This is a genomic window from Microbacterium oxydans (assembly GCF_000956525.1).
Classification (GTDB): domain Bacteria; phylum Actinomycetota; class Actinomycetes; order Actinomycetales; family Microbacteriaceae; genus Microbacterium; species Microbacterium oxydans_A.
This window is the reverse complement of the sequence record NZ_JYIW01000026.1, coordinates 628,292-653,423: the sequence shown is the minus strand read 5'-3', so window position 1 is coordinate 653,423 and position 25,132 is coordinate 628,292. Positions and strand designations below refer to the sequence as shown.

The 25,132-nt window shown below is 68.4% G+C and carries 23 protein-coding genes; 14 read left to right on the top strand and 9 right to left on the bottom strand.

The window, feature by feature from the left end; all coding sequences use genetic code 11:
* Nucleotides 1–13: 13 nt before the first annotated feature.
* Together RS83_RS15780 and RS83_RS15775 are read right to left on the bottom strand one after the other, a co-directional pair.
* Entirely contained in the window at nucleotides 14–1,327 is a 1,314-nt protein-coding gene (locus RS83_RS15780; protein ID WP_045280420.1) for an LLM class flavin-dependent oxidoreductase, read from the bottom strand.
* Nucleotides 1,324–2,619 carry an O-acetylhomoserine aminocarboxypropyltransferase/cysteine synthase family protein gene (locus RS83_RS15775; protein ID WP_045280419.1) on the bottom strand — a complete coding sequence of 432 codons (1,296 nt, stop codon included), beginning with the start codon at nucleotides 2,617–2,619 and terminating at the stop codon, nucleotides 1,324–1,326. The genes RS83_RS15780 and RS83_RS15775 overlap by 4 nt, the downstream gene beginning before the upstream one ends.
* 187 nt (nucleotides 2,620–2,806) lie before the next feature.
* On the opposite strand from RS83_RS15775, the gene leuC reads away from it, so the two are divergent.
* From leuC to RS83_RS15745, 6 genes are all read left to right on the top strand, one after another.
* A complete protein-coding gene (leuC, locus tag RS83_RS15770) occupies nucleotides 2,807–4,258 on the top strand; it encodes a 3-isopropylmalate dehydratase large subunit (RefSeq protein ID WP_045280418.1) in 1,452 nt (483 codons plus the stop codon).
* A 2-nt stretch (nucleotides 4,259–4,260) separates the two neighbouring features.
* The gene (leuD, locus tag RS83_RS15765) at nucleotides 4,261–4,857 is read left to right on the top strand and encodes a 3-isopropylmalate dehydratase small subunit (RefSeq protein ID WP_045280417.1); all 597 of its coding nucleotides are present in this window, start codon (nucleotides 4,261–4,263) and stop codon (nucleotides 4,855–4,857) included.
* A gap of 66 nt (nucleotides 4,858–4,923) precedes the next feature.
* Entirely contained in the window at nucleotides 4,924–6,291 is a 1,368-nt protein-coding gene (murA, locus tag RS83_RS15760) for a UDP-N-acetylglucosamine 1-carboxyvinyltransferase (protein ID WP_045280416.1), read from the top strand.
* 5 nt (nucleotides 6,292–6,296) lie between these two features.
* On the top strand, nucleotides 6,297–7,052 hold the full coding sequence (locus tag RS83_RS15755; RefSeq protein ID WP_045280415.1) for a lysophospholipid acyltransferase family protein: 756 nt from the start codon (nucleotides 6,297–6,299) through the stop codon (nucleotides 7,050–7,052).
* Nucleotides 7,042–8,175, top strand: a complete 1,134-nt coding sequence (locus RS83_RS15750) for an NAD(P)H-dependent glycerol-3-phosphate dehydrogenase (protein ID WP_082071695.1) — start codon at nucleotides 7,042–7,044, stop codon at nucleotides 8,173–8,175. The genes RS83_RS15755 and RS83_RS15750 overlap by 11 nt, the downstream gene beginning before the upstream one ends.
* The gene (locus RS83_RS15745) at nucleotides 8,081–9,163 is read left to right on the top strand and encodes a D-alanine--D-alanine ligase family protein (protein ID WP_045280414.1); all 1,083 of its coding nucleotides are present in this window, start codon (nucleotides 8,081–8,083) and stop codon (nucleotides 9,161–9,163) included. Before RS83_RS15750 ends, RS83_RS15745 begins: the two co-directional genes overlap by 95 nt.
* 26 nt (nucleotides 9,164–9,189) lie before the next feature.
* Here RS83_RS15745 and RS83_RS15740 read toward each other — a convergent pair whose 3' ends face one another.
* Complete coding sequence (locus tag RS83_RS15740; RefSeq protein WP_045280413.1) at nucleotides 9,190–9,672, bottom strand: DUF3515 family protein; 483 nt, start codon at nucleotides 9,670–9,672, stop codon at nucleotides 9,190–9,192.
* Between the two features lie 23 nt (nucleotides 9,673–9,695).
* On the opposite strand from RS83_RS15740, the gene thiL reads away from it, so the two are divergent.
* Nucleotides 9,696–10,691 carry a thiamine-phosphate kinase gene (gene thiL, locus RS83_RS15735; RefSeq protein ID WP_045280412.1) on the top strand — a complete coding sequence of 332 codons (996 nt, stop codon included), beginning with the start codon at nucleotides 9,696–9,698 and terminating at the stop codon, nucleotides 10,689–10,691.
* Here thiL and rsmD read toward each other — a convergent pair.
* On the bottom strand, nucleotides 10,661–11,266 hold the full coding sequence (rsmD, locus tag RS83_RS15730; RefSeq protein ID WP_045280411.1) for a 16S rRNA (guanine(966)-N(2))-methyltransferase RsmD: 606 nt from the start codon (nucleotides 11,264–11,266) through the stop codon (nucleotides 10,661–10,663). The two genes, thiL and rsmD, sit on opposite strands and share 31 nt — an antisense overlap.
* A 61-nt stretch (nucleotides 11,267–11,327) precedes the next feature.
* On the opposite strand from rsmD, the gene RS83_RS15725 reads away from it, so the two are divergent.
* From RS83_RS15725 to mutM, 6 genes are all read left to right on the top strand, one after another.
* Nucleotides 11,328–13,508, top strand: a complete 2,181-nt coding sequence (locus RS83_RS15725) for an ATP-dependent DNA helicase RecG (protein ID WP_045280410.1) — start codon at nucleotides 11,328–11,330, stop codon at nucleotides 13,506–13,508.
* Between the two features lie 53 nt (nucleotides 13,509–13,561).
* Nucleotides 13,562–14,059, top strand: a complete 498-nt coding sequence (coaD, locus tag RS83_RS15720; RefSeq protein ID WP_045280409.1) for a pantetheine-phosphate adenylyltransferase — start codon at nucleotides 13,562–13,564, stop codon at nucleotides 14,057–14,059.
* Between the two features lie 62 nt (nucleotides 14,060–14,121).
* Complete coding sequence (locus RS83_RS15715; protein ID WP_045280900.1) at nucleotides 14,122–14,670, top strand: YceD family protein; 549 nt, start codon at nucleotides 14,122–14,124, stop codon at nucleotides 14,668–14,670.
* Nucleotides 14,671–14,672: 2 nt separating this feature from the next.
* Nucleotides 14,673–14,882: a 50S ribosomal protein L32 gene (rpmF, locus tag RS83_RS15710; RefSeq protein ID WP_017830754.1), complete on the top strand. Its 210-nt coding sequence runs from the start codon at nucleotides 14,673–14,675 to the stop codon at nucleotides 14,880–14,882.
* 16 nt (nucleotides 14,883–14,898) lie between these two features.
* On the top strand, nucleotides 14,899–15,591 hold the full coding sequence (rnc, locus tag RS83_RS15705; RefSeq protein ID WP_045280408.1) for a ribonuclease III: 693 nt from the start codon (nucleotides 14,899–14,901) through the stop codon (nucleotides 15,589–15,591).
* A complete protein-coding gene (mutM, locus tag RS83_RS15700; RefSeq protein WP_045280407.1) occupies nucleotides 15,584–16,450 on the top strand; it encodes a bifunctional DNA-formamidopyrimidine glycosylase/DNA-(apurinic or apyrimidinic site) lyase in 867 nt (288 codons plus the stop codon). Before rnc ends, mutM begins: the two co-directional genes overlap by 8 nt.
* A gap of 35 nt (nucleotides 16,451–16,485) precedes the next feature.
* Here the strand turns inward: mutM and RS83_RS15695 are convergent, their stop codons facing one another.
* The 5 genes from RS83_RS15695 to RS83_RS15675 all read right to left on the bottom strand — a co-directional run bounded on the left by RS83_RS15695 (nucleotide 16,486) and on the right by RS83_RS15675 (nucleotide 21,042).
* On the bottom strand, nucleotides 16,486–17,799 hold the full coding sequence (locus RS83_RS15695; RefSeq protein WP_045280406.1) for a hypothetical protein: 1,314 nt from the start codon (nucleotides 17,797–17,799) through the stop codon (nucleotides 16,486–16,488).
* The gene (locus tag RS83_RS15690; RefSeq protein ID WP_045280405.1) at nucleotides 17,796–18,491 is read right to left on the bottom strand and encodes an ABC transporter ATP-binding protein; all 696 of its coding nucleotides are present in this window, start codon (nucleotides 18,489–18,491) and stop codon (nucleotides 17,796–17,798) included. The genes RS83_RS15695 and RS83_RS15690 overlap by 4 nt, the downstream gene beginning before the upstream one ends.
* Before the next feature lie 101 nt (nucleotides 18,492–18,592).
* Nucleotides 18,593–19,672, bottom strand: a complete 1,080-nt coding sequence (locus RS83_RS15685; RefSeq protein ID WP_045280404.1) for a GNAT family N-acetyltransferase — start codon at nucleotides 19,670–19,672, stop codon at nucleotides 18,593–18,595.
* A complete protein-coding gene (locus RS83_RS15680) occupies nucleotides 19,669–20,757 on the bottom strand; it encodes a GNAT family N-acetyltransferase (protein WP_045280403.1) in 1,089 nt (362 codons plus the stop codon). The genes RS83_RS15685 and RS83_RS15680 overlap by 4 nt, the downstream gene beginning before the upstream one ends.
* A 12-nt stretch (nucleotides 20,758–20,769) precedes the next feature.
* Nucleotides 20,770–21,042, bottom strand: a complete 273-nt coding sequence (locus RS83_RS15675; RefSeq protein ID WP_045280402.1) for a hypothetical protein — start codon at nucleotides 21,040–21,042, stop codon at nucleotides 20,770–20,772.
* A gap of 520 nt (nucleotides 21,043–21,562) precedes the next feature.
* Here RS83_RS15675 and smc point away from each other — a divergent pair.
* The gene (gene smc / locus RS83_RS15670; RefSeq protein WP_045280401.1) at nucleotides 21,563–25,111 is read left to right on the top strand and encodes a chromosome segregation protein SMC; all 3,549 of its coding nucleotides are present in this window, start codon (nucleotides 21,563–21,565) and stop codon (nucleotides 25,109–25,111) included.
* Nucleotides 25,112–25,132: the final 21 nt, after the last annotated feature.

The window sequence follows — 25,132 nt, the reverse complement described above, 5'->3', positions numbered from 1 at the left end:
GCGTAGCGGCAGGTCAGAACGCGCGCAGGTTCGCCCGGAGTCCGCCGTCGACGTGGTCGCGACGAAGGATGCCGCGGCGCCGGAGCACCGGCACGAGTTCATCCAGCGTTCGGTGCAGCGTCACGGGGTGGAAGTCACCCCAGAGCAGGACACCGTCGTTGCCCCAGTCGCCGAGCTCCTCGATGAGGTCGGCGAACTCCTCCGCCGTGCCCACGAAGCCGCTGCGATCGTTGATGCGACCGGCTCGGACGAGCGCGGTGAGATGTGCCCGGAGCGGTGCTTCCTCGCCACGGTCGCCGATCAGACGCTGGATGCTGCCGCGCGAGACATGGTCGCCGAAGATCGACAGGTCGAGCGGCGCGTCGAGGTCGAGCGAGGTGAGGTCGGTCTCGAGATCGCTGGACTGCTTCCGAGCGATCTGCACCAGGGCGGCCTCATCGGGGCGGGCGGATGCCGCGACGATACGGTCGGCCTCCTCCGCGGAGCTGGTGATCACGGGCTGGATCGCGAAGAGGATCTTGATGTCCTCCGGGCGTCGCCCTGCGGCGATCGCGGCGTCGTGGATCTTGGTCCGGTACGCACGGACTGATGCCTCATGCAGCGGAGCGAGGGCGAGCTGGACGTCGGAGTTCGCGCCGGCGAAGCCGAGTCCGCGGCCGGATCCGCCGGGGGAGATGATCGCAGGCTCGCCGTCGGTGAAGGGCAGCGCATTGAGCGGGCCGTCGAAGGCATAGTGTTCGCCGCGGTGTCGCACCGCCCGCAGTTTCGAGCCGTCGGCGTACACATCGGTGTCACGGTCGGCCACGAGCGCCCCGTCGTCCCAGCTGCGCCAGAGGGAGCGGATGCCGTCGAGCCATTCGGTCGCCCGGTCGTAGGCGGCGCCGTGCCCGAGTGGCGGGGCGTCGGAGAAGTGCCGGGCACTGCCGGTGTCGGTGACGACGTTGAGGCCGAGACGGTGCCCGCTGAGGTGCTGCAACGTCGAGAACTGCCGCGCCGAGGTGAACGGCAGTGAGGCGGCGGGGTTCACGGTCGGTACGACGCCGAGGTACCTCGTCACCTGGAAGAGATACGGCGCAAGCAGCAGCGGGTCGTGCTTGGGGCCGCCGAACGCGTGCCGGACCCGCAGGTCGATCGTCTCGGGGGAACCGAGCGAAGGGCTGTCCTCGATGATGACGAGATCGAAGCCGGCCTGCTCGAGCGTTCGCGCGGCCTCCTGGTAGATCTCGGGCCTGGTCCAGTCGTAGTCCCAGTCGAGCGACGGGTAGCCCCAGCCCTGGGGGCCGAAACCGCGGGCGAGGAACCAGCCGAAGTGCTGCGGCCGACTCACGCGACGACCTCTTCGACTGCCTGCAGCACCTGGGCGAGGTCACCGATCAGGTCGTCGACGTCTTCGATGCCGATCGATACGCGGAGCGTGCCAGGACGGATGCCGAGGACCGCGCGCTCCTCGGCAGTGCGCTGCGCGTGGCTGGTCGTTCCCGGGTGCAGCACGAGCGAGCGGACATCACCGATGTGCGTCATGTGCGTGAAGACCTGCACACCCTCGACGAAGCGCCGCGCTGCGGGGAGGCCATCGCGCAGCGTGAACGTGAAGATCGATCCGGAGCCACCGCCGAGATAGCGCTGCGCCTTGGCGTGATCAGGGTGCGATGGCAGTCCGACGTAGTCCACGCTCTCGACGGCGTCCTGGCTCTCCAGCCAGCGCGCGATCTCGAGGGCGTTGCGCGACTGGCGCTCGACGCGCAGACCGAGCGTCTCAGTGCCCTGCCCGATCAGGAAGGCGTTGAGCGGCGACGGTGATGCCCCGAAACGCGGTGCGACGGACTCGCGGGCATACGCGATGCGGGCGTTGCCGCCGTGGCGAGACGCGACGCTGGGCAGGCCGCCTCGACCGGGGAGCACCAGGTGCGGTGCGTTGTGGCCGTGACGTGCGGCGTCGAAGCGTCCGTCGTCGATCAGGACACCGCCCAGCACCGAACCGTGACCGGCGAGGAACTTCGAGGCCGAGTGCACGACGATCGCCGCGCCGTGCTCGATCGGGCGGACGAGGTACGGCGTGGCGAGCGTGTTGTCGACGATCAGCGGGATCGCGGCCTCGTCGGCGACGGCGCTGATCGCCGCGATGTCGAGGATGTCGTTGCGGGCGTTCGCGATGGACTCGCCGAACAGCGCGCGGGTGTTGGGACGGATCTCGGCACGCCAGGCATCGGGGTCGGCGATGTCGTCGACGAACGTCGCCTCGATCCCGAGTCGCGCCAGGTTGTCGAGCAGGAGACCGCGCGTGCCCTCGTAGATGTGCGTCGAGCTGACGATGTGATCGCCGGCGCCGGCGACGGTGAGGAACGCGGTCACGACGGCGGCCTGCCCGCTGGCGACCAGCACGGCATCCGCACCCGACTCCAGTGCGGCGAGCTGGCGCTCGACAGCGCGGATCGTCGGGTTGCCGGTTCGCGTGTATCCGAAGCCGGTGCCGGTGCCGAAGTGGTCGGCGGCATGGTCGAAGTCCTCGAACTCGAAACCGGCGGTCAGATAGATCGGGGTGGCGCGCGCTGCGGCCGTCTCGCGGACCCGCCCGGCGTGGACGGCCCGGGTGACGAAGCGCGTGGAGTCGACGGTCATGCGGAGCCTCTCGATCGATCGGGTGAACAGTAGAGTGTCACGTCGCGTCATCGCCCGCCGAAGCGGTGGTAATCTGGCGACATGCGGATCGTGCTCCTTCTTAGCGGCCGCGACGAGATCTCGTTCTGAGCCCCTCCTCGTCGCGGAGTCCATCGTGGGCCGAACCGCCATCCTCAGGAGACACGCAATGAACACCCCCGCACCCGGTGCCGATTCCGTTCGCCCTCGCACGCTCGCCGAGAAGGTCTGGGACGACCACCTCGTCGTCAAGGGCGAGAACGGCGAACCGGATCTCATCTACATCGACCTCCACCTCGTCCATGAGGTGACCAGTCCGCAGGCCTTCGACGGCCTCCGCAGCGAGAACCGTCCGCTGCGTCGCCTGGATCTGACGATCGCGACCGAGGACCACAACACCCCGACGCTCGAGATCCACAAGCCGATCGCCGACCTCACCAGCCGCACGCAGATCGAGACGCTGCGTCGCAACGCCGCCGAGTTCGGCGTGCGACTGCATTCGCTCGGCGATGCGGAGCAGGGCATCGTGCACGTCGTCGGCCCGCAGCTCGGACTCACGATGCCCGGCATCACGGTGGTGTGCGGCGACTCGCACACCTCGACGCACGGAGCATTCGGGGCCATGGCCTTCGGCATCGGCACGAGCGAGGTCGAGCACGTGATGGCGACCCAGACGCTGCCGCTGAAGCCGTTCAAGACGATGGCGATCACCGTCGACGGCACGCTCCGCCCCGGCGTCACCGCGAAGGACATCATCCTGGCCGTGATCGCGAAGATCACCACCGGCGGCGGACAGGGCTACGTCCTGGAGTTCCGCGGCAGCGCGATCCGTGCGCTCTCGATGGAGGGCCGCATGACGATCTGCAACATGTCGATCGAGGCGGGCGCCCGCGCCGGCATGGTCGCACCCGATGAGACGACCTTCGAATACCTGAAGGGCCGCCCGCACGCGCCGAAGGGGCAGGACTGGGACGACGCCGTCGCCTACTGGCGCACGCTGCCCACCGACGAGGGCGCGACGTTCGACGCAGAGGTCTTCATCGATGCCGACGAGCTCGAGCCCTTCGTCACCTGGGGGACCAACCCCGGCCAGGGCAGCTCGCTGTCGTCTTCGGTGCCGAACCCGGTCGAGATCGCGGATCCGAACGAGCGCGCCGCCGCCGAGCGGGCGCTCGAGTACATGGACCTCACCCCTGGCACCCCGCTCAAGGAGGTGCCGGTGGATGCTGTCTTCATGGGCTCGTGCACGAACAGCCGTATCGAGGACCTCCGCGCGTTCGCCTCCATCATCGAGGGCAAGAAGAAGGCGGACGGCGTTCGCGTCATGGTCGTGCCCGGCTCGGCGCGGGTGCGTCTCGAGGCTGAGGCAGAGGGTCTCGACAAGATCATCACCGACTTCGGCGCCGAGTGGCGCTTCGCAGGCTGCTCGATGTGTCTCGGCATGAACCCCGATCAGCTCGCGCCAGGAGAGCGCTGCGCGTCGACGTCGAACCGGAACTTCGAAGGTCGCCAGGGCAAGGGCGGACGGACGCACCTGGTCTCGCCGCTCGTCGCCGCAGCGACAGCCATCCGCGGCACGCTGTCGAGTCCGAGCGATCTGCTGATCGAGGAAGAGGTCTGATCATGGAGAAGTTCGTCACCCACACCGGTATCGCTGCTCCCCTGAAGCGCTCCAACGTCGACACCGACCAGATCATCCCCGCCGTGTTCCTGAAGCGCGTCACCAAGACGGGCTTCGAGGATGCGTTGTTCTACGGCTGGCGCCAGGACCCGGAGTTCGTGCTGAACCAGGCGCCCTTCATCGGCGCGTCGGTCCTCGTCGCCGGTCCTGACTTCGGCACCGGATCGAGTCGCGAGCACGCCGTCTGGGCGCTCCGCGACTTCGGATTCTCGGTCGTCCTGAGCCCGCGTTTCGCCGACATCTTCCGCGGGAACTCGGGGAAGCAGGGCCTGCTGGCCGCCACGATCTCGGAGGAGGATCTCGAGCGGATCTGGGCCGAGATCGACGCGAATCCTGGCACGAGCATCACGGTGGATCTCGAGGCGCGCACCGCCTCGATCGGCGACGTCCAGGCCGACATCGGGATCGACGATTACACTAGATGGCGGCTCCTCGAAGGGCTCGATGACATCGGGCTCACACTGCGCAACGAAGAGAAGATCGCGCAGTTCGAGGGCCGCCGCGAGTCGTGGCGGCCCCGCACTCTCCCCATTCAGTAGTCGGGGCAGGTCGGGGGGTCAAGGGGGCGCCCGCCCCCGATATCAGTGAATGAAGTGAGGCTCCGAATGACGACACCCGTGCGCGATGCTCTTCCGGACGGAGCCCCTGCGCTCACCGGCGACGTCCTCGCCATCCGAGGAGGACGCCCGCTGCGCGGACGTGTCGACGTCAAGGGCGCGAAGAACCTCGCCACCAAGGCGATGGTGGCCTCGCTGCTCGGTGAGACGGTGAGCACTCTGCGGGATGTCCCCGCGATCAGCGACGTCGCCGTGGTGCGTTCGCTGCTCGAGGTGCATGGCGTCCGCGTCTCCGAGGGTGACGAACCCGGTTCGCTGGTATTCGACCCGAGCGATGTCGAGTCCGCGCACTTCGAGGAGATCGACGCCCACGCCGGTGCGTCGCGCATCCCGATCCTGTTCTGCGGTCCGCTGCTGCATCGTCTCGGTCAGGCGTTCATCCCCGACCTCGGCGGCTGCCGCATCGGCGACCGTCCGATCGACTTCCACCTCGACGCGCTGCGCAAGTTCGGTGCGATCGTCGAGAAGCTCCCGAGCGGCATCCGTCTCTCCCGTCCCGGCGCTCGCCTGCACGGAGCGAACATCCACCTGCCGTACCCGAGTGTGGGCGCCACCGAGCAGGTGCTGCTGACGGCGGTGCGTGCCGAGGGCACCACCGAGCTCCGCAACGCCGCGATCGAACCCGAGATCATGGACCTCATCGCGGTGCTGCAGAAGATGGGCGCCATCATCTCGTACGAGCCCAACCGGGTCATCGTGATCGAGGGCGTCGAGAAGCTCCGTGGCTACGACCACCGATCGATCTTCGACCGCAACGAGGCCGCGTCCTGGGCATCCGCTGCGCTGGCCACCGACGGCGAGATCTTCGTCGGCGGTGCGAAGCAGCAGGAGATGCTCACGTTCCTGAACGTCTTCCGCAAGGCGGGCGGCTGGTTCGACATCCAAGAGGACGGCATCCTCTTCCGTCGCGACGGCGAGCTCAAGCCCGTCGTGATCGAGACCGACGTGCACCCAGGCTTCATGACCGACTGGCAGCAGCCGCTCGTCGTCGCCCTGACGCAGGCGAAGGGCCGTTCGGTCGTGCACGAGACCGTGTACGAGAACCGCCTCGGCTTCACGGATGCGCTCGTGAAGATGGGTGCAGACATCGTCGTGCACCCGAGGGGCCTGCAGGACGGCCCTCGCCGGGTGCCGCGCCGTGACCTCGAGCAGGCCGCTGTGATCACGGGTCCCACCCCGCTGCATGGTGCCGACATCGTCGTCCCCGATCTCCGTGGCGGATACAGCCACGTGATCGCCGCGCTGACGGCAGCAGGCGAATCGAAGGTGTCGGGTGTCGACATCCTCAGCCGCGGATACGAGAAGTTCCTCGCCAAGCTCGACGCGGTCGGCGCCGACTTCGACGTCCTCCGGTGACCCGCATGGGTGCCCGGTCCTCCGAGGTCACGCGACCGAGCCTGTTCTGGCCGGTCGCGGTGATCGTGATCCCGCTGGTGTCGCTCCTCGCGAAGATCAGAGTGGTCGGCGCGGAGAAGCTGCCTCGCGAAGGGTCCTTCGTGCTCGCGCCGAACCATTACTCGGAGTTCGACCCGCTGGTCGTCGCGGTCGCCGTGTGGCGAGCCGGCCGGGCTCCGCGGTTCATGGCCAAGGAGAGCCTGTTCCGCATCCCGGTGCTCGGATGGATCATGCGTCGCACCGGCATGATCCCGGTGGCTCGCACCTCGTCTGCCACGGCCGCGAAGCAGACCATGAAGCAGTCTGCCGAGCTCGTCGAGCACGGCCGCGGCGTCATCGTGTACCCGGAGGGCACGCTGACGCGCGACCCCGAGCTGTGGCCGATGCGTGGCAAGTCCGGTGCTGTGCGCCTCGCGCTGGCTGATGGCATCCCGCTGATCCCGATGGCCCAGTGGGGCACGCAGGAGATCATGGGCCGCTACCAGAAGGGTCTGAGCCTCTGGCCGCTGCGCAAGCCGGTCCGCGTCCTCATCGGCGACCCGATCGACGTCTCGGACCTGCGTGGACGCGCGGGGGAGCAGGCGGCGCTCAATGAGGCGACCACCCGACTGATGAACGCGGTCACCGAGCTGCTCGAGCAGCTCCGCGACGAGAAGGCTCCGGCCGAACGCTGGAACCCCACGACGCACGGACAGAAGGAGACGGGTCGTCTTGACTCCTAAGAAGATCGTGCAGACGGGTCCGAGAGCGACCGTCATCGGCTCCGGCAGCTGGGGCACCACCTTCGGCAAGATCCTCGCCGACGGCGGCGCGCAGGTCACGATGTGGGCGCGGCGTGCCGAGCTCGCGCAGGAGATCAACGAAGCGAAGCGCAACTCCCGCTACCTTCCGGGGATCAACCTGCCCCGGTCGATGGCCGCGACGCACGAGCTCTCGACGGCGCTCGACGGCGTTGAGCAGGTGTACCTCTCGGTGCCGAGCCAGTCGCTGCGAGAGAACCTCAAAGCGCTGCGGCCACTGCTCGCCGACAGCGATGCGAAGATCGTGAGCCTGATGAAGGGTGTCGAGCGCGACACTGGGCTGCGCATGAGCCAGGTGATCCAGCAGGAGCTCCGCTGCGATCCCGACCGCATCGCCGTGGCATCCGGTCCGAACCTCGCACTCGAGATCGCTCGGGAGCAGCCGACGGCCGCAGTGATCTCCTCGCGCAGCCAGGAGACGGCGGAGATCGTCGCACGGGCCGCTCGGAACAGCTACTTCCGCACCTTCGTGAACACCGACGTCATCGGCACCGAGTTCGGCGGCGTGCTGAAGAACCTGATCGCGGTCGCGATCGGCATCGTCGACGGCGTCGGCTACGGCGAGAACACCAAGGCATCGATCATCACGCGCGGCCTCGTGGAGATGACCGATTTCGCGGTCGCGAACGGCGCGCACCCCGAGACGCTCCAGGGGCTGGCCGGGCTCGGCGACCTGATCGCGACGTGCCAATCGCCGCTGAGCCGGAACAACACCGCCGGGCGGCTGCTCGGACAGGGCTACAGCTTCCAGGACGTCGTGAAGCAGATGCAGCAGACCGCGGAGGGCCTCGCGTCCGTCGCACCGGTGCTGCAGCTCGCGCGCGAATCCGAAGTGGACATGCCGATCGTCGAGCAGGTGAAGATGGTGCTCGATGGCAAGATGGATCCCCGTGACATCGCCCCCCACCTGACGACGGACGACGACACCCCGCAAGGGGAGAGGACCAACCATGGACAAGCAGACGGTGGTGGTGCTCTTCGGAGGGCGCTCCAGCGAGCATTCGATCAGTTCCGCAACGGCGGGGGGCGTGCTGGGCGCGATTGACCGCGACCGCTACGCCGTGATCCCGGTCGGGATCACCCGTGAAGGAGCGTTCGTCCTCGAGGACGACGAGCCGGCGAAGTTCCCGCTGGATGCCGAGCATCTGCCGGAGGTCGTCGACAACGGCAGCCGCGTGCGGTGGCCGGAGCCCGGCGGCGACCGCACACTGCGAGTCGTGCGTGCCGACGGCTCCGTCGAAGACCTCGGCGAGATCGACGTCGTGCTGCCGATCCTGCATGGCCCGCACGGTGAGGACGGCACGATCCAGGGCTACTTCGACACCCTCGAGGTGCCGTACGCGGGCGGCGGTGTGCTCGACTCCGCGCTCTGCATGGACAAGCACTTCATGAAGATCGCACTGCAGGCGGCCGGCCTCGCGGTGGCCCCGTGGGTGACGGTGAGACGCCGGCAGTGGGATGCGGATGCCGCAGCCGTGCGAGCCTCGGCGGCCGAGCTCGGTCTCCCGCTGTTCGTCAAGCCTGCTCGCGCCGGCTCGAGTGTCGGTGTCTCGAAGGTCGAGGCGCTCGACGAGCTCGACGCAGCCATCGCCATCGCCTTCGCGGAGGACGAGAAGGTGCTGATCGAGACCGGTGTGTCCGGGCGTGAGATCGAGGTCGCGATCCTCGAGACCGCCGACGGCACCCGTGCCTCGCTCCCTGGAGAGATCGTGCTGACCGCGCGCGGGTTCTACGACTTCGAGGGCAAGTACCTCGGCGGTGACGGCGTCGACGTGGTCTGCCCCGCCGAGGTCAGCCACGAGGAGCTCGCCGCGATCCAGGATGCGGGCGTTCGCGCCTTCGATGCGGTCGACGGACGCGGTCTCGCACGGGTCGACATGTTCCTGACGCCCGACGGCGGTCTCGTCGTCAACGAGCTGAACACCATGCCCGGGTTCACGCCGATCTCGATGTTCCCGAAGTGCTGGGTCGCATCGGGTCTCAGCTACGGCGACCTGATCTCCGAGCTCATCGAGGCGGGTCTGCGGCGCTGAGGATCAGGCGTCGAGTTCCCTGAGGCTCAGCCGACGGGGAACTCGACGCGATCCGTGCACTTCGCGGTCGCGGGGGAGAGCCCGGACTGGATGCTCTTCGAGAGCTTGTCGACGATCGTCCCGAAGTCGATCTCCTCGCCGCGCTTGATGTTGACCTCGATCGCGGGGTCGCGACCGTACGTCACGAGACGCTGCCTGGTGTCCTCCTGGTCGAGCACGAGCCAGTCGATGCCACCGAGCGTGGTGCACACGAGCGCTGACGGCGCCGGTGGTTCGACGCCGCAACGGAGCACGATCGTCGGGTCGCCCCAGGCGCCGGTGGCCTGCGCATCGGTCCACACTCGGTCGAAGCCGCCGACGTTCTCGGGGAGCAGCACGGACACCGCGGCGCAGACCGGATTGTTCGCGTCGGCCGCAGGTTCGAGATGCACCGTGGTCGAGCAGCCGGAGAGCAACGCGACCGCGGTCAGCGCAGCACCGGCGGCTGCGAGACGGTGAAGACGGGACATGCTTCCAGGCTACCTTTGACAGCATGTCCTCCCGACCCGAAGCCGATGATCCGCGCCTCGGCGATCTCTCCGAAGGCACCATCCTGCACGCGATCCTGTCGCGGACGGCGCCGGCGACGCACACACTGATCGGCCCCGGCGACGATGCGGCCGTGATCGCCGCACCATCGGGCACGGTCGTCGCGACGACCGACACCCTCGTGCACGGCCCCGACTTCCGGCTCGCGTGGACGAACGGCTACGACCTCGGCTGGAAGGCGGCGGCCGTGAACCTCGCCGATGTGGCCGCGATGGGTGCGACCCCGACCGCCCTGCTGGTCGCCCTCGCGATCCCGCGCGATCTGCGCCTGTCGTTCGTCGAACGGCTGGCCGACGGGTTCCGCGACGCCTGCGACGCCCTCGCGCCGGGGTGCGCGGTCGTCGGAGGCGACCTGACCACCTCGGACGTGCTCACGGTGGCCGTGACGGCGCTCGGCGATCTGGGTGGTCGACGCGCCGTGACCCGTGCCGGTGCGCGCCCCGGTGACGTGGTCGCTGTGGCGGGTGAGCTCGGTCATGCCGCGCGCGGGCTCGGCATCCTGTTCGGCCGGTTCACCGAAGACGGGGCGCCCGTGCCCGTCGACGCATCGAGGCTCGGACCGGGAGAGCGGGGCGCGGTCGACGCGCAGCTGCGGCCGTCGCCTCCGATCGGACTCGGCCCCGTGGCATCGACAGCGGGCGCGACGGCGATGATGGACGTCTCCGACGGGCTGGCACTCGATGCGGGACGCTTGGCCGAGGCATCGCGGGTCACCCTCGCCCTCGACAGTGCTGCACTGGGCGCCGACCCGACTGGCGCACTGGCCGGCGGCGAGGACCACGCGCTGCTCGCCACCTTCCCCGAGGGCATCCTTCCCCCTGGATTCCGCGTGATCGGCGAGGTGTGCGAGCAGGGACCGGTGGCACTGCTGTGCGACGACGAGCCGGTCGATGTGAGCGGCTGGGACCCTTACCGCGACTGGGACTCGGCGTCCGGCTGAGTCTCGCTGCCGCCGCGCGCCGGCGTCGCCCACCACAGGGTGGTGTCGCCGTAGCTCTTCTCCCGGATCAGTTCGAGGCCGGCCGATGCCAGGTCGGGCGCGGTCGACCGCTTCGCGCGTTCCACCACGACGAGCGCGTCCGACGAGAGCAGGGGTGCGAGCAGCTGCAGGTCGCCGTCCATCGCGGCGTCGTCGAGGTCGTACGGCGGATCGGTGAAGACGAGATCGAACGGGCCGCTTGCACGCTGCAGGTACGGTCGCACGGCGCTCTCGTGCACTCGTGCGGTCGGCAGTTTCCCCGCTCGTGCCACGGTCGCGGCATTCCGACGGATCACCGCGGCGGCAGCGCGTCCGCTCTCGACGAGCTCGACGCTCGACGCGCCCCGGCTGAGCGACTCGAGCCCGAGGGCTCCTGAGCCCGCGTAGAGGTCGAGCACTCGCGCTCCCTCGATCGCGTCCGCCGCGTCGAGTGCACCGAACAGGGACTCGCGCACGCGGTCGCTGGTGGGCCGGGTGCCGGCGTTCGGGACGTCGAGTCGGGCGCCGCCGGCGCTGCCGGAGATGATCCTGGTCACCCGAACACGATACCGACCGCGAGCGGGTCGGGGTGTCCGCGGCGTTCTCTAGACTCGGAGCATGTCGCTCACGCTCGATTCGTCGCTGGACGAGGCCCTCGGCACGGCCCCGGCCAAGACCCTCGATCGTGCGTTCGGCATGAGCTCGGTCGGCGATCTGCTCGCGCACTATCCACGCCGCTACGCCGATCCGGGCGAACTCACCCCGATCCGCGATCTGCCGATCGGTGAGACGGTCACGATCGTCGCCGAGGTGCTGTCGTCGAGCTTCCGACGCATGCGCAATCGGCCCGGTGCGATGGTCGAGGTGATCATCGGTGACGGCATCGGGCGGATGTCGCTGACCTTCTTCGCGAAGAACGTCGGAGCTGCCGAGTGGCGGGCGAAAGACCTCGCCGTCGGCCGCCGTGGGGTGTTCTCCGGCAAGGTCGGCATGTTCAACAACACGACGCAGTTCTCGCACCCCGAGTACGAGCTGTTCGATGATGAGGACGCAGCACGCCGCCGTGCCGATGCCAGGGCCGCAGTGCCGATCCCCATCTACCCGGCCACGTCCACGCTGCAGACCTGGCAGATCGCCCGCCTCATCGGTCGAGTGCTCGACGATCTCGCAGACGTCCCCGACCCGCTGCCAGAAGCGGTCCGGGTGCAGGAGGACCTGCTGACCGCCCCGGAGGCGCTGGAGCGGATCCACCGCCCTCGGACGAAGAACGACATCGATCCGGCCGTTCGCACGCTTCGCATGCACGAGGCGCTCACTCTGCAGACTGCGCTGCTGCAGCAGCGGGCTGCCGTTCGTGCACTGTCGGCCACTGCACGCAGCGCCTCACCTGGCGGGCTGCTGGAGCGCTTCGACGCGATGCTGCCGTACACCCTCACCCCGGACCAGCAGACGGTCGGCGCGCAGATCGCGGCTGACCTCGTCGGCACGTGGCCGATGAATCGACTGGTGCAGGGAGAGGTCGGATCCGGAAAGACGCTCGTGGCGCTCCGGGCCATGCTGCAGGTCGCCGAGAGCGGGGGACAGGCGGCGCTGATCGCACCGACCGAGGTGCTCGCCGGGCAGCACCTGCGCTCGATCGCGAAGATGCTCGGTCCGCAGCTCGCTCCACTGGTGATGCCGACCCTCCTCACCGGCCAGATGCCGGCCGCTGAGCGCCGCAAGGCCGCACTGCGCGTGGCCTCCGGACAGGCGCTGATCGTCGTGGGCACGCACGCGCTCCTCGGCGAGAAGACCACGTTCGCCGACCTCGGTCTGGTCGTGGTCGATGAGCAGCACCGATTCGGCGTCGAGCAGCGCGAGGCGCTGCGCGCGAAGGGTTCGAGTCCGCACGCCCTCGTCCTGACCGCCACGCCGATCCCGCGGACCGTCGCGATGACCGTCTTCGGCGATCTCGACACGTCCGTGATCCGCACCATGCCGGTCGGGCGCGCCGGGATCGAGTCGTTCGTGGCGCCGTTGGCCGAACATCCGGGGTGGTTCAACCGCGTCTGGGAGCGCGCGGCCGAGGAGATCGCCCAGGGGCGACAGGTGTTCGCGGTGTGCGCGGCGATCGACACGACCAAGAAGCCTGCCGAGCAGGCCGAGCCCGCGGTTCCCGTGGTCGCCCCAGAGGGAGCCAGCGGACCGCGGTGGGGCGTCGTGCAGCTCGACGAGGTGCTCGCGACGCATCCGAAGCTGGGCGGCGTCCGCAGAGCCGTGCTGCACGGGCGCATGCCATCAGACGAGAAGGACGCCGTGATGCAGGCGTTCGCGCGCGGTGAGATCGACCTGCTGGTCGCGACGACCGTGATCGAGGTCGGCGTCGATGTGCCGAATGCCTCCACCATGATCGTGCTCGACGCCGATCGCTTCGGCGTCTCCCAGCTCCATCAACTGCGCGGTCGTGTCGGCCGTGGCGGTGTGCCCGGCCTCTGCCTGCTGGTCACCGAAGCCGAGGCCGACTCGCTCGCCCGGGAGCGTGTCGAGGCCGTCGCCGCGACACTCGACGGCTTCGCACTGGCGGAGGTCGACCTCGAGCTCCGTGGTGAGGGCGACGTGCTCGGTGCCGCACAGGCCGGCGTGCGCTCATCGCTCAAGCTGCTGCGCGTCGTGAAGGACGCGGGGTTGATCGCCGCCGCCAGGGAGATCGCAGAAGCGATTCTCGACGACGATCCCGAGCTTGCTCGTCACGACGGACTCCGCGACGTCATCGGCCGCCGCGTCAGCGACGAGGATCGTGCCGCGCTCGCGAAGAACTGACGCTCCGTGACCGACTCGGCGTCCGGAGATCGGGTGTGCCCTAGGCTGGTGCAATGAGCAGCCGGATCGCCGTCGTCCCGGGTTCCTTCGATCCGCCGACCTTGGGTCATCTCGATGTGATCCGACGAGCAGCCGGTCTGTTCGACGAGTTGCACGTGCTGGTGGTGCACAACCCCGGCAAGGAAGCGATGCTGCCGATCACACATCGACTCGAGCTGCTGGAACGGTCGATCGAAGACGACGGCATGACCGGCAACATCGTGATCGGATCGTGGAGCATGGGTCTGCTCGTCGACTATGCCCGGGATGTGAACGCCGGCGTGCTCGTGAAGGGCATCCGCTCGCAGATCGACGTGGCCTACGAGTCGCCGATGGCGATCGTGAACCGACACCTCGCCGGCATCGAGACCGTGTTCCTGCTGCCCGACCCTTCGCACGCGATGGTGTCGAGCTCGCTGGTCCGACAGGTCGCCTCGCTCGGGGGAGACGTGTCTCCGTTCGTCCCTCCGGCTGTGGCTGCCTTCCTCGACACCGGTTCGCGCGGCCTCTGATCACAGACGCCCCTGAGGCCCTGCCCAGGGGGAGCCGGTAGCATGGAGAGGTGCGCTCCCGACTGAACGGCCCTTTCATCCTCCCCGTCCGCGACATCGTCCGACGTCCGGGTGAGATGCGCGAACATGAGTTCTCCGTGGCCCTGAAAGAAGGATGGGGCGAGGGCATCGTCTCGATCGAGGCAGGCAGCGAGATCGATCTCGATGTGCGTCTGGAGTCGGTCCACGAGGGCATTCTCGTGTCCGGAAACGCCGAGGCGGAGTACGTCGGCGTGTGCGGAAGATGCCTGATCGACATCACTCGGCCCGTCGAAGTCGAGTTCCAGGAGCTTTTCGCGTATCCTGGTGAGGAAGAAACTGACTTCGAGGTTCAAGACGACCACGTGGATCTTGAAACTCTCGTCAGGGATGCGGCCGTATTGTCGCTTCCTTTTCAGCCGGTGTGTCAGCCGGATTGCCCGGGTCTCGACCCGAGAACGGGTGAACGACTGGCCGAGAGCACCGGAACGGAGCAGGCGGCTCCCATCGATCCTCGGTGGAGCGCGCTCCAGCAGATCACAGACCAAGACGGCACGGATGAATCTCGTGCCGCCGAGAAAGAAGAGAGCTAGTCATGGCTGGTAACCCCCCGAAGCGTAAGGTCTCCCGTTCGAACACCCGCTCGCGCCGCGCGCAGTGGAAGGCGGCTCCCGTCGCCCTCGTCAAGACCATCGAGAACGGTCAGGTCGTCTACAGCCGTCCTCACCAGGCCAAGGTCGTCACCGACTCGCAGGGCACTGAGCTGTTCCTCGAGTACAAGGGCCGCAAGGTCGCAGACGTCTGAATCACGACCACCAATCGTGACCGAGGTCCCCGGGGGGACGAGACCTCTCCCAGATAAGCTCCGCGTCGATATCGACGCGGAGCTTCTGGAGTTGGCCTTGACCCACCGCTCCTATGCCTACGAGCACGGCGGTATTCCGCACAATGAGCGCCTGGAGTTCCTCGGCGACTCGGTGCTCGGCCAGGCGGTCACGGTGATGCTGTTCACCACGCACCCGGATCTCTCCGAGGGGCAGCTGGCGAAGCGGCGCGCAAGCGTCGTCTCGACCATCGCCCTCGCGGAGGTGGCCCGCGGCATCGACCTCGGCAGTCACCTGCTGCTCGGTCGTGGTGAAGAGCAGACCGGCGGTCGCGACAAGGACTCGATCCTCGCAGACACCATGGAGGCCGTGATCGGCGCGACGTATCTGTCCGCCGGTCCGGAAGCCGCGACCGAGCTCGTGCTCAGACTCACGGCTCCGTTGCTTGCCGACCCCGAACGCTACGGCGCTGCGATGGATCCGAAGACGAGCCTGCAGGAGCTCGCTGCACGTGTGGGGGCGACCCCGCCCGAGTACATCATCGAGGCGAGCGGCCCCGATCACGAGCGACGGTTCACGGCGACGGTCATCGTCGGCGACGTGAGCATGCGCGGCGTCGGCAGCAGCAAGAAGACTGCGGAGATGGCTGCGGCGCTCAGCGCCTGGCGCACGCTCAACGAGCGTGCCTGAACTCCCAGAGGTCGAGGTCGTGCGAGCCGGACTCGCGCCGGCCGCCGTCGGTTCGGTCATCACTGCGGTGAGCGTGTTCGACGAACGAGCGCTCACCCGACATGCCGCCGGCGCAGCGGATTTCGTCTCGCGCCTCGAAGGTCGCACGTTCACCGGAGCGTCTCGGCGCGGGAAGTTCCTGTGGCTGCCGCTGGATTCGCCGGAGTCGGCGCTGATCGCGCACCTCGGGATGAGCGGTCAGATGCTGTTGCGTGCGCCGGACGCTGGACCGGAGCGACACGAACGGGTGCGCATCGGCCTCGAACATCCGACGCATGGCGAGCTTGCGATCGTGTTCGCCGATCAGCGGACCTTCGGCTCGTTGGCCGTTGACTCGCTCGTGATGGACGGTCCGACGGAGATCCCCGCTCAGGTGCGCCATATCGCTCGTGATCCGCTCGACCCGCTGTTCGACGATGCCGGGTTCCGAGCAGCGCTCGCGCACCGGGCGAGTGCGATCAAGCGCGTGCTCCTCGATCAGGGCGTCGTCAGCGGAATCGGCAACATCTACGCCGACGAGTCCCTCTGGGCCTCTCGAATCCACCCGGAGTCCCCTGCCAATCTGCTGTCGACGCGCGCGGTCCACCGGCTCCTCGCCGAGGTGCGATCCGTGCTCGCCAAGGCCCTTGCCGAGGGTGGCACGAGCTTCGATGCGCAGTACGTCAACGTCAACGGACAGGCCGGCTACTTCGCTCACTCGCTGAACGCTTATGGACGCGGCGGCGAGCCATGCCCTCGATGCGGTGGCCCGATCCGCCGCGAGGCGTTCATGAACCGGTCGAGCCATTACTGCCCCCGCTGCCAGCGGCGCCTGCGCTGAAGCGTCGTCGCTCGCGGACGGGCCACGCTCCACGATCATGCGGGCGCGAAGGACCTGGCCAACAGCGGACGTGTCGCCCTCGTCGTGAGCCAGACGATAACGATACCGGCGGTCACCACCGCGACGATCGTCAGGAGCGACTCCGGCGCCGTGATCAGGGCGAGCCCCATCAGAGGGAATACCAGCACTCCGGCGCACACCGCTGATCCGATCGCGGTGATGAGCAGCGGCGACATGATCGCTCGGCGCCTGGCGCGGTCGACGGTGTCGAGCGTCATCCCGAGGTGGTGCAGGCTCCGGTGCAGCTCACGCTGGTCCAGCACATCGGATGCCTGGTTCACACCGACCGACACCGCAACCATGAGGAACGACCCGATGAGCGTGATGATGAGGCCGGTGCGCATATCCGCTGCGAGCTCGGCTTCGACCTGGGCCGCGCCCATCACGTTCATGAGTGAGACGCCGGTGCCGGCGAAGACGGCGATGAAGCTCGCCATCGCGATGCCTCCGATCTGACGCCATGCTGCCTTCGGCGAGTCGAGCACGATACGCGCGGCCAGCAGTCGATCGGGCCGCTCTGCTCGTCGAAGCTGCGCGGCGGCGGTGACCCGCAGGATCCAGGGGCCGATCAGATTCAGCACGGCGATCGCAGCGGCGAAGAGTCCGGCGAGCACGACGACGGTGGTGACGAAGCCGGCGACCGAGGGGAACACCGAGATCAGTGCGTATGCGATCGCGAGCACGCCGACCGCGATGACGGCGCGGATCCAGTGCACTGTCGAGACGGTGCTGCGCATGCGCACGCCGAGCGGGGAGATCACGACCTTCCGGAGACCGATCACTGCGCTGGCGGCCGCGAGCAGCAGCACGCCTGCCACGACCATCACCACCTGGGCGGGCGGGAGCAGGACACCGGCGAGCCCGAGCGCCTCGCCGCGGAACGGGATCAGCGCGATCAGCGGACTCGCCGCGAGATACGTCAGGACACCCGCGGCAGCGCCGGCTCCGGCGAGCAGCACGGACTCGATGACGGTCGCCACAGTGACGCCGGCGGGGGAGACCCCGAGCAGCCGAAGCGTCGACAGTCGCTCATCGCGACGCCGAGCGGAGAGGCGTGCAGCAGCACCGCCGAGCGACATCAGCGGGACGACGAGGAGCACGAGCGCGATGGCAGCGAGCGCCTGATAGATCGGCGCCATCTCGCCGGTCCACGTCCAGAACGACTGCGCACCCCCGATCACCGTGAGCACGAGCGCCGTCACGACGCCGAAGGCGATGAGCGGCAGCGCGATCAGACTCCGTTGTCCCGAGCCGGGGCGGAGCAGCAGTGCGAGTACGTGACGGTTCATGCTGCCACCGCCGAGGAGACGATCCGGCCGTCCTTGACAGCGACGGTTCGAGAGCAGCGCGCCGCGACATCCGCGTCGTGCGTCACGACGACGAGGGTGCGTCCCTGGCCGGTCGTCGACCACAGCAATGCGTCCATCACCTCTGCCGATGTCTGCGAGTCGAGCGCACCGGTCGGTTCGTCGGCGAACACGAGCTCGGCGCCGGTCGCCTGCGCTCGGGCGATCGCGACGCGCTGCGCCTGACCGCCGGAGAGCTCGCCGATCCGCCGATCCTCCATGCCACCCAACCCCAGGGCAGCGAGCCAGGATGCTGCGTGCGGGACCGCATCCTTCCGTGGCACGCCGTTGATCATCGACGCGAGCGCGACGTTCTCGACCGCCGTGAGTTCCGGGATCAGCAGCCCCTGCTGGAACACGAACCCGAAGCGTTCACGCCGAAGCCGAGAGCGTCCTGATTCCGGAAGCGCAGTGACCTCGATCGCCGAGCCCTGAGCCGGATGGAACACCACTGAACCCGTGTCGGGGGTGGTGATGCCGGCGAGCACGTGGAGCAGTGTCGTCTTGCCGGAACCGGAGGCTCCCATGATGGCAACGGATTCACCTCGCGCGATCGCGAGGTCGACGCCGGCGAGGGCACGGGTCGAACCGAAGGACTTGGTGAGTGCATGGGCTTCGATGACGAGACTGTTCATACTCTCCAGCCTCGTCGCAGGGCGGCAAGGCAGCGTCGGCCCGGCGGATGAAGGTGCGGCGCCGGCGTCATCCGGGAGGATGAGTTCGGCGCCGCACGACCTCAGATCTTCTTCTGCCAGGCGCCAGCGTACGAGACCGGCGCGAATCCGAGCGACTCGTTGATATCGAGCATGGGCCGGTTCTCCTCGGCGTTGAACGTGGAGACCCGCGTCGACAGCGGAGCAAGCTCGCGCCAGCGCAGCAGGTTGGCGCACTTCACGATCGTGCCGAGGCGGTGACCGCGGTGCTCGCGTGCGACGAGCGTTCCGAACTGGTGCGTCACGCCGGCACGATCCGCTCCGATCAACAGCTCGTTGTACGCGACGATCTCACCGGACGGCACATGTTCGATCGCGGAGACCGAGACCAGCTGGCCCGCGCTCGTCAGCCGTCCGTCGCGGCGCACGACTCGTTCGGCATCCCAGGTCTCCTCGTCGAACTCCATGTCACCGCTCGGCGCATCGGTCACGAGACGCGCCAGCACTGATGCGTAGCCGTCCCGCAGCTCCGGCGGTGTCGGCAACTGCCAGCCGAGTTCGCGGTAGTCCGGGCCGGCTGCGGCCAGCGCATCATCGAGCGCGTGCTGCAGCGTCGACGGGTCGGCCCGCAGATCGAGTTCGCTGTTGCGCTCCACCTGCTCCAATCCGTAGCCATGTGCCTGGAGCAGCGCCGACAGCGCTGTCGTCGGGATGCGTCCCCATCCGGTCTTCGGGGTCAGGGACTCGCCCGTGCCTGCTGGTCGATGCAGTGTCCACGTCTGCAGCACGTCACGTCCACGACGTCGCGCGTCGTCCTCAGCGAACACGAGCAGTGACTCCGCGATCCGGTCGTCCGCATATGCGGCGGGGACGAGCAGATCGAACTCGGCTGCTCTGGCGTGCTCCTCCTGCGAATAGCTGAGCGAGACCATGCCGACGATCTCGCTATCGCGGCGGGCGACGAAACCGATGCTCAGGGAATCGGACTGGTCCTGCCACGACGGGAGCATCTGTGCGGCGGACGGCGCGAGTTCGGGCAGTCCGACCTCCTCGTCGCAGACGAGCCTGCTGAGCTCGCCGAACGCGATGAAGTCTGCCGCGTCCGGCGCATCGAGCGAACGGGGGACGGTGAGCGGGGTGATCGTCAGATCGGCGATCGTCATGTCAATTCCTTCTTCCAGACGCCTTCGTAGGCGATTGCTTCGAAGCCCATGGCTTCGTTGATGGAGAGCATCGGCCGGTTCTCCTCGGCGTTGTATGTGATGACGTGGGGCGACGCGGGCGCGATGCGCTCCCATGCGAGGAGGGCTGCGCACTTCACGAGCATCCCGAGACGGTGCCCCCGGTGGGTGGCGAGCACCAGTGTGTCCTCCTGGTGCGTTGCTGCGGTCCGGTCCGCTCCGATGCCCAGCTCGGTGAACGCACTCAGCTCCCCGGTCTCGATGTGTTCGGCGGCGACCACCAGGATCGTCCGGCCCATCTGGGCGACGCGCTGCTCCATCTCGGTCACACGCTGCGCATCCCACTTCTCCTCGTCGACCTCCAGACCCGCTGCCGGCGCATCCGTCGACATGCGGGACTTGAGCCAGGCGTACCCCTCGAGCCGGTCCGCTGGTGCCGGCATCGTCCACTGCACGACTCGATATCCGGATGACGCTGCCTGCGCGTCTTCGAGAATCCGCTGCACGTGCGCCCGGGTTTCATCCACGAGGCTGAGTCTGCTCACCCGGTACACCTGCTCGAGCGTGAACCCGTTGCTCTGCAGGAATCGGGCGACGTGGTCGTTCGGCACGCTGCCGAATCCTGTCGGCGCTTCGAGACGCGGGCCGTCGCCGGCCTGCTGCTCGACCCAGCTCTGGATCACGTTCCGGCCGTGCTCACGAGCGACGGCGTCGATGTGCGGCAGCACGGCAGTGCCGATACCGCGACCCCAGACCCGGGGTAGCAGCTCGATCGCCGCGTGGACGATGCGCGAGCCCTCATCGTGAGGGATGTCGACGACGGTACGCCCGACGAGTTCGCCGTCGAGTCGCACCGTCCAGACATGCGTGGTGCGCTCGCGGCGGGAGCGGAGGAGCGGGAGGAGCTCGACGGGGGAGAGGTCCTGCTCGTCCCGTCCGGTGACTTCCCGGTAGACGAGGTTGCGGATGCGGGCGAGTTCGCGGAACTCGCCCGCATCCGCTGCATCCGCCTGTGCCGGAAGCACGAGCGGATGCAGCGTCGCACCTGCGACGAGGTCGATGGCCATGCGTGTCTCCGATCAGCGCAGCTGTCGCTGCAGATCGAAGGTGAGCAGTGCCATGGACTCACGCGGTGACAGGGAGTGATCGCGCTCGAGGAGCGGATCGGAGACGCGGCGTGCACGTCGACCGTGCGGACGCTGCGCCCGTTCCATCAGCCAGAGGCCGATGCGGAACGAGAGCCGATCCGAGAATGCGAGTTCACGCAGCTCCTCGGGAGCGGGGATCTGGAGGACCTGACGGTCCTCGGTATCGGGAGGGCGGACAGCGCTGAGAGGCAGCGTGGTGTTCACGATGATTCCTTCGAGGCAGAGAGGTGAAGAATGGCGACGCGTCGCCCGGTACGGGCGGGTCGAGGCGGGACATGCGCCGAGATGGGGGCAGCCCCTGGCCGGGTGATCGACGGATGCCGATGCGGCGAGGACCATGATCAGACGATCGAATGGTCGAGGAGGCGGACGTATCGCAGAGAGTCCTCTCCCGGTGGGAGGAGGGCTCGGCCTACGGTTCTATCCGCGTGCGCTGAGACGGATGCCGGTGGCTACCGAGAGCGCAAGGCGCGGCGCTGAGTGCGCTGGCGCGGCGAGGCCTGTGGCCTGTGCGTTGAGCTGAGTGATCATCGGTAACCTCCTTTCGTGTGGCGATCCGGTGGCCTACCGTAGCGAACGCTCACGGCGAACGTCAAGCATTCGGGCGTCCCTTCGGCGTGTCGCGTCTCCGGCGGGATCGTGCTCCGTCCGCGCGGGATGCCAGCGCTGGCGCGGGATTCCGATAGCGTATGGGCGTGAATCTTCCCGGACGAACGGTGCCCGCATGCATCTGAAGAGCTTGACGCTCAAAGGCTTCAAGTCGTTCGCCCAGCCGACCAGTTTCGTCTTCGAACCGGGCGTGACCTGCATCGTCGGACCGAACGGATCGGGCAAGTCGAATGTCGTCGACGGACTCGCCTGGGTGATGGGCGAGCAGGGAGCGAAGACGCTTCGCGGCGGCAAGATGGAGGACGTCATCTTCGCCGGCACTTCGACGCGCGGTCCGCTCGGCCGCGCCGAGGTGCAACTGACCATCGACAACAGCGACGGCGCCCTGCCGATCGACTACGCCGAGGTGACGATCAGTCGCACGCTCTTCCGCAACGGATCCAGCGAGTACGCCATCAACGGTGAGAACTGCCGTCTGCTCGACGTGCAGGAACTGCTGAGCGACTCCGGTCTCGGGCGTGAGATGCACGTGATCGTCGGACAGGGCCGGCTCGACACCGTGCTGCAGGCATCACCCGAAGACCGCCGTGGCTTCATCGAAGAGGCTGCCGGCATTCTCAAGCATCGGCGTCGCAAGGAGAAGACCCTCCGCAAGCTCGACGCCATGGAGACCAACCTCACCCGCCTCAGCGACCTTGCCGGCGAGATCCGGCGGCAGCTCAAGCCGCTCGGTCGCCAGGCGGAGATCGCGCGCGAGGCCCAGACGATCGCCGCGGTCGTGCGCGACGCGAAGGCACGCATCTTCGCCGACGACGTCGTCGCCCTGCGGACGGCTCTCGCCGACCACACCCGCACCGAGCACGAGCGGCACACCGAGCGTCTGGTGCTCTCTGACCAGGCGGATGCGGTGCGGGCCGGGATCGCGCGACTCGAGCAGGACCAGAACTCGGTCGCCGTCGACCATGCCAGGGGCGTGACGTTCGGACTGGAGCAGGTGCAGGAGCGCATGCGCGGCCTGTACACGCTTGCGAACCAGCGGCTCGCGCTGCTCGGTTCGGAGGAGGATGACGCCGCAGTCACCGCAGTCACCGTCACGCAGGCCACGATCGACGAGGCCAAAGACGAGATCACCGAGATCTCCGCCGGTCTGGGCGATGCGCAGGATGCCGCGGCTTCCGCGAGCCGCGAGGTCATGCACGCTCGTGCCGAGCTCGACACCCTCGATGTGGACATCGCGGAGCAGAGCGCGCTGGTCTCGCAGTACGACATGCGAATCACATCGCTGCGGGGAACGGCAGATGCTGCAGCCTCAGCCCTCGCTGCCGTTCGGGGCGCGGTGCTCCGGCAGGAGAACGCGCTGGAAGCCGCGGACGCTCGCCGACGCGGGGCTGCCGAGGCGCTCGAGTCGATCGATGACGCGGAGGCGCCGGAGGGATCCGCTGCCGAGCACTCCGCCGCATACGACGCAGCGCAGCGGGCAGCGACCGCTGCGGAGGCCGAGCGGGAGTCCCTTCGCGAGCGCCTGCACGCTGCAGAGCGCGAAGTCGACGCGCTGACTGCGAAGTCTGCCGCGCTCAGCAGTGCGCTCGCGCTGTCGGGCGGCGCCGCCGAGGTCGTGAAGGCCGGTGGACCCGGTGTCCGTGGACTCGTGGGCGACGCCGTGCAGGTTCGCGCAGGCTTCGAGGCCGCCGTGGCCGCGGTGCTCGGTCCGCTGACCGAAGGCGTGCTCGTCGACACCGCCGCTGATGCCTTCACACTCGCCAAGGAGTCAGCCGACGCGCGCCGGGGGATCATCGACTTCGTCGTCGCCGACGCGGCCCGACCCTCGATCGAATTGCCCCGCATCGGTGGTGTGACGCCGGCGGTCGAGACGGTCAGTGCGCCCGACGGCGTGCTGGGTGTGCTCGCGCACGTGCTGATCGCCGACAGCCTCGACTCGGCGCGTGCCGCCCGCACGGCGCTCGACGCCGCAGGGGATACCACCACGACCATCGTGACGGTCACTGGCGACGTGGTCACCGCACAGACGCTGCGGACCGGGTCGGGCGGTGAACGCTCTCGTCTGGAACTCGCGGCAGAGCGCGACGCCGCCATGGAACGCCTCGCCGAGATTCAGATCGTGGTCGACTCCCTGCGGGAGGCGCGGGAAGACGCGAATGAGGCGGTCGAGACGACCCGTCGGCATGCGAAGGACTCGTTGCGCGCGCTGCGCGAACACGACGCGGCACTCGCCAGCCACGCCGAGCAGGTGAACCGGATCACGGTGCAGCACGAAGCTGCTGTCGCCGAGTGCGAGCGCCTGGAAGCGGGTCTTGCACAAGCGCAGGCAGCGGTCGCCGACGCCGAAGCCAAGGCGCAGTCGACGCGAGACGCGGTCGATGAGGCAGTCGCAGCACCGCGGCCCGTGCTCGACGCCTCAGCTCGCGACGGACTGCTCGAAGCGCTCGAGGCGGCGCGCGAGGCGGAGGTCAGGGCCCGTCTCGACATCGAGACGCTGCGCGAGCGCGTGCGAGCAGGTCAGGCACGCGTCGCAAGCCTCGAACGTCAGCGCGAGCAGGAGCGAGACGCGGCTGCTGAGGCGGCACGGCGCGCGGTGATCCGGCGGGCTCAGCGTGAGTCGGCATCCGGTGTCGCCGCTGAGCTGCCGCGCATCCTGGATTCGCTCGATCGTTCGGTCGCCGAGGCACGGATCGCGCTCGGTGAGGCTGAAGCCGCGCGGTCCGCGCAGAACGAGGAGCTGACCGCGTTCCGGGCCCAGGAGGCCTCGTTGCGGGAGCGCCTCGCCGGGCTCACCGAGAGCGTGCACGGACTCGAGCTGCAGATCCACGAGAAGAAGCTGCATCTGAACAGCCTGCTCGAACGCGTCGCCTCCGAACTCGCACTCGATGAAGATATTCTCATCGCGGAATATGGCCCGGATCAGCTGGTTCCCAAGGATCCGGGCACTGGTTCGGCGGACGATGAGCTGGTCGACGACACCGCGATCCCGTTCGATCGCCGCATTCAGCAGCGTCGCCTCGCGGAGGCGGAGCGGAAGCTCGCGCAGCTCGGTCGGGTCAACCCGCTCGCCCTCGAGGAGTTCGCGGCTCTCGAGCAGCGGCACGCATTCCTCACCGAGCAGCTGACAGACCTCACGCAGACCCGCCAGGATCTGTTGACGATCATCGGCGACCTCGATGAGCGGATGCAGACGATCTTCGCGAGCGCGTTCGAAGACACCAAGCAGGCGTTCGGCGAGGTCTTCCCGCTGCTGTTCCCCGGAGGCACGGGGAGCATCTCGCTCACGGACCCGGACAACATGCTGACGACCGGCATCGAGGTATCGGTGCGCCCGGTCGGCAAGAAGATCGAGCGGCTCTCACTGCTGTCGGGCGGTGAGCGTTCCCTGGCCGCCGTCGCCCTGCTGGTCGCGATCTTCAAGGCGCGACCCAGCCCGTTCTACATCCTCGACGAGGTGGAGGCCGCGCTCGACGACGCGAACCTGGGGCGACTGCTGACCGTGTTCGAGCAGTTGCGCGAGAGCTCGCAACTGCTGGTCATCACGCATCAGAAGCGCACGATGGAGATCGCGGATGCGCTGTACGGCGTCTCGATGCGCCAGGACGGCGTCTCGGCGGTGGTCGGCCAGCGCGTGGGCGACCGGGCCGCCGCCGCGGTGAGCTGACCGGCGCGGACTGCGCCAGCA

Coding starts and splice junctions, on each gene's coding strand:
- RS83_RS15775 (WP_045280419.1), bottom strand. CDS start 2,619: ATGACCGTCGACTCCACGCGCTTCGTCACCCGGGCCGTCCACGCCGGG.
- leuC (WP_045280418.1), top strand. CDS start 2,807: ATGAACACCCCCGCACCCGGTGCCGATTCCGTTCGCCCTCGCACGCTC.
- leuD (WP_045280417.1), top strand. CDS start 4,261: ATGGAGAAGTTCGTCACCCACACCGGTATCGCTGCTCCCCTGAAGCGC.
- murA (WP_045280416.1), top strand. CDS start 4,924: ATGACGACACCCGTGCGCGATGCTCTTCCGGACGGAGCCCCTGCGCTC.
- RS83_RS15755 (WP_045280415.1), top strand. CDS start 6,297: ATGGGTGCCCGGTCCTCCGAGGTCACGCGACCGAGCCTGTTCTGGCCG.
- RS83_RS15745 (WP_045280414.1), top strand. CDS start 8,081: ATGGACAAGCAGACGGTGGTGGTGCTCTTCGGAGGGCGCTCCAGCGAG.
- RS83_RS15740 (WP_045280413.1), bottom strand. CDS start 9,672: ATGTCCCGTCTTCACCGTCTCGCAGCCGCCGGTGCTGCGCTGACCGCG.
- thiL (WP_045280412.1), top strand. CDS start 9,696: ATGTCCTCCCGACCCGAAGCCGATGATCCGCGCCTCGGCGATCTCTCC.
- RS83_RS15725 (WP_045280410.1), top strand. CDS start 11,328: ATGTCGCTCACGCTCGATTCGTCGCTGGACGAGGCCCTCGGCACGGCC.
- coaD (WP_045280409.1), top strand. CDS start 13,562: ATGAGCAGCCGGATCGCCGTCGTCCCGGGTTCCTTCGATCCGCCGACC.
- rpmF (WP_017830754.1), top strand. CDS start 14,673: ATGGCTGGTAACCCCCCGAAGCGTAAGGTCTCCCGTTCGAACACCCGC.
- RS83_RS15695 (WP_045280406.1), bottom strand. CDS start 17,799: ATGAACCGTCACGTACTCGCACTGCTGCTCCGCCCCGGCTCGGGACAA.
- RS83_RS15690 (WP_045280405.1), bottom strand. CDS start 18,491: ATGAACAGTCTCGTCATCGAAGCCCATGCACTCACCAAGTCCTTCGGT.
- RS83_RS15685 (WP_045280404.1), bottom strand. CDS start 19,672: ATGACGATCGCCGATCTGACGATCACCCCGCTCACCGTCCCCCGTTCG.
- RS83_RS15680 (WP_045280403.1), bottom strand. CDS start 20,757: ATGGCCATCGACCTCGTCGCAGGTGCGACGCTGCATCCGCTCGTGCTT.
- smc (WP_045280401.1), top strand. CDS start 21,563: ATGCATCTGAAGAGCTTGACGCTCAAAGGCTTCAAGTCGTTCGCCCAG.